The sequence below is a fragment of the Vallitalea sediminicola genome (assembly GCF_054408565.1).
Map to the genome: position 1 here is coordinate 1 of NZ_BTPT01000424.1, position 310 is coordinate 310.

1 protein-coding gene is annotated in these 310 nt (G+C 31.0%); it reads right to left on the reverse strand.

Features of this window, described 5'->3' with window-relative positions; all coding sequences use genetic code 11:
* On the reverse strand, window positions 1-310 hold a 310-nt coding region (locus tag ACX6CF_RS27290; RefSeq protein WP_458788507.1), incomplete at both ends, for an AMP-binding protein.

The following is a 310-nucleotide window of genomic DNA, read 5'->3' on the forward strand; positions in this document are numbered from 1 at the left end:
ATACGATAACCATGAACCTGAACTTGTCTATCCTTTCGATTAATAAATATTATATTTCCATCTTCTAGCCATAATCCATGATCACCAGTCCTAAACATTTTTTCCCCTTTTATAAATGGATCTTCTATATATTTCTCAGAAGATAATTCCCGATCATTCATATAACCTCTTGTCATACCTAATCCAGCAATATATATTTCTCCTTGACATCCAATTGGTACAGGTTTCATATATTTGTCAAGAATATATATCCTGTTGTTAATTATTGGTTTTCCAACAGGTACACTACTATTCTTCTCCTTATCTTTAT